We start from the raw sequence: 254 nt of genomic DNA, 5'->3' as shown, positions 1-254 counted from the left end.
GCGTTCTCGGACCGGGTCACGCCGGGTTTCTGGCCCTGTTCGACGCGTTCTTCTCGGAGCCATTTTCCGAGGGTTCCGACGTGGATTCCGAAGTCTTTCGCGATCTGCGCGAGTGTGGCTTCTGGGCCCTGATCCAACGCGATCTTTACGACGTCGTCGCGGAACTCTTTCGGGTAACGAGGAGGCATAGGTTCATCCTTCCAGGCCAGCAGAAACTAGCCATGTTGAATGTCACCTAAACGTGCATCAGACCC

1 protein-coding gene is annotated in these 254 nt (G+C 57.5%); it reads right to left on the bottom strand.

The window, feature by feature from the left end:
- Nucleotides 1–188 (bottom strand): transposase (locus AUL38_RS17230; RefSeq protein ID WP_153006641.1); only part of this gene is annotated, 188 nt, incomplete at its 3' end.
- Nucleotides 189–254: the final 66 nt, after the last annotated feature.

The sequence above is a fragment of the Leucobacter sp. G161 genome (assembly GCF_001482305.1).
Classification (GTDB): domain Bacteria; phylum Actinomycetota; class Actinomycetes; order Actinomycetales; family Microbacteriaceae; genus Leucobacter.
This window is presented reverse-complemented; position numbering and strand designations above follow the sequence as displayed.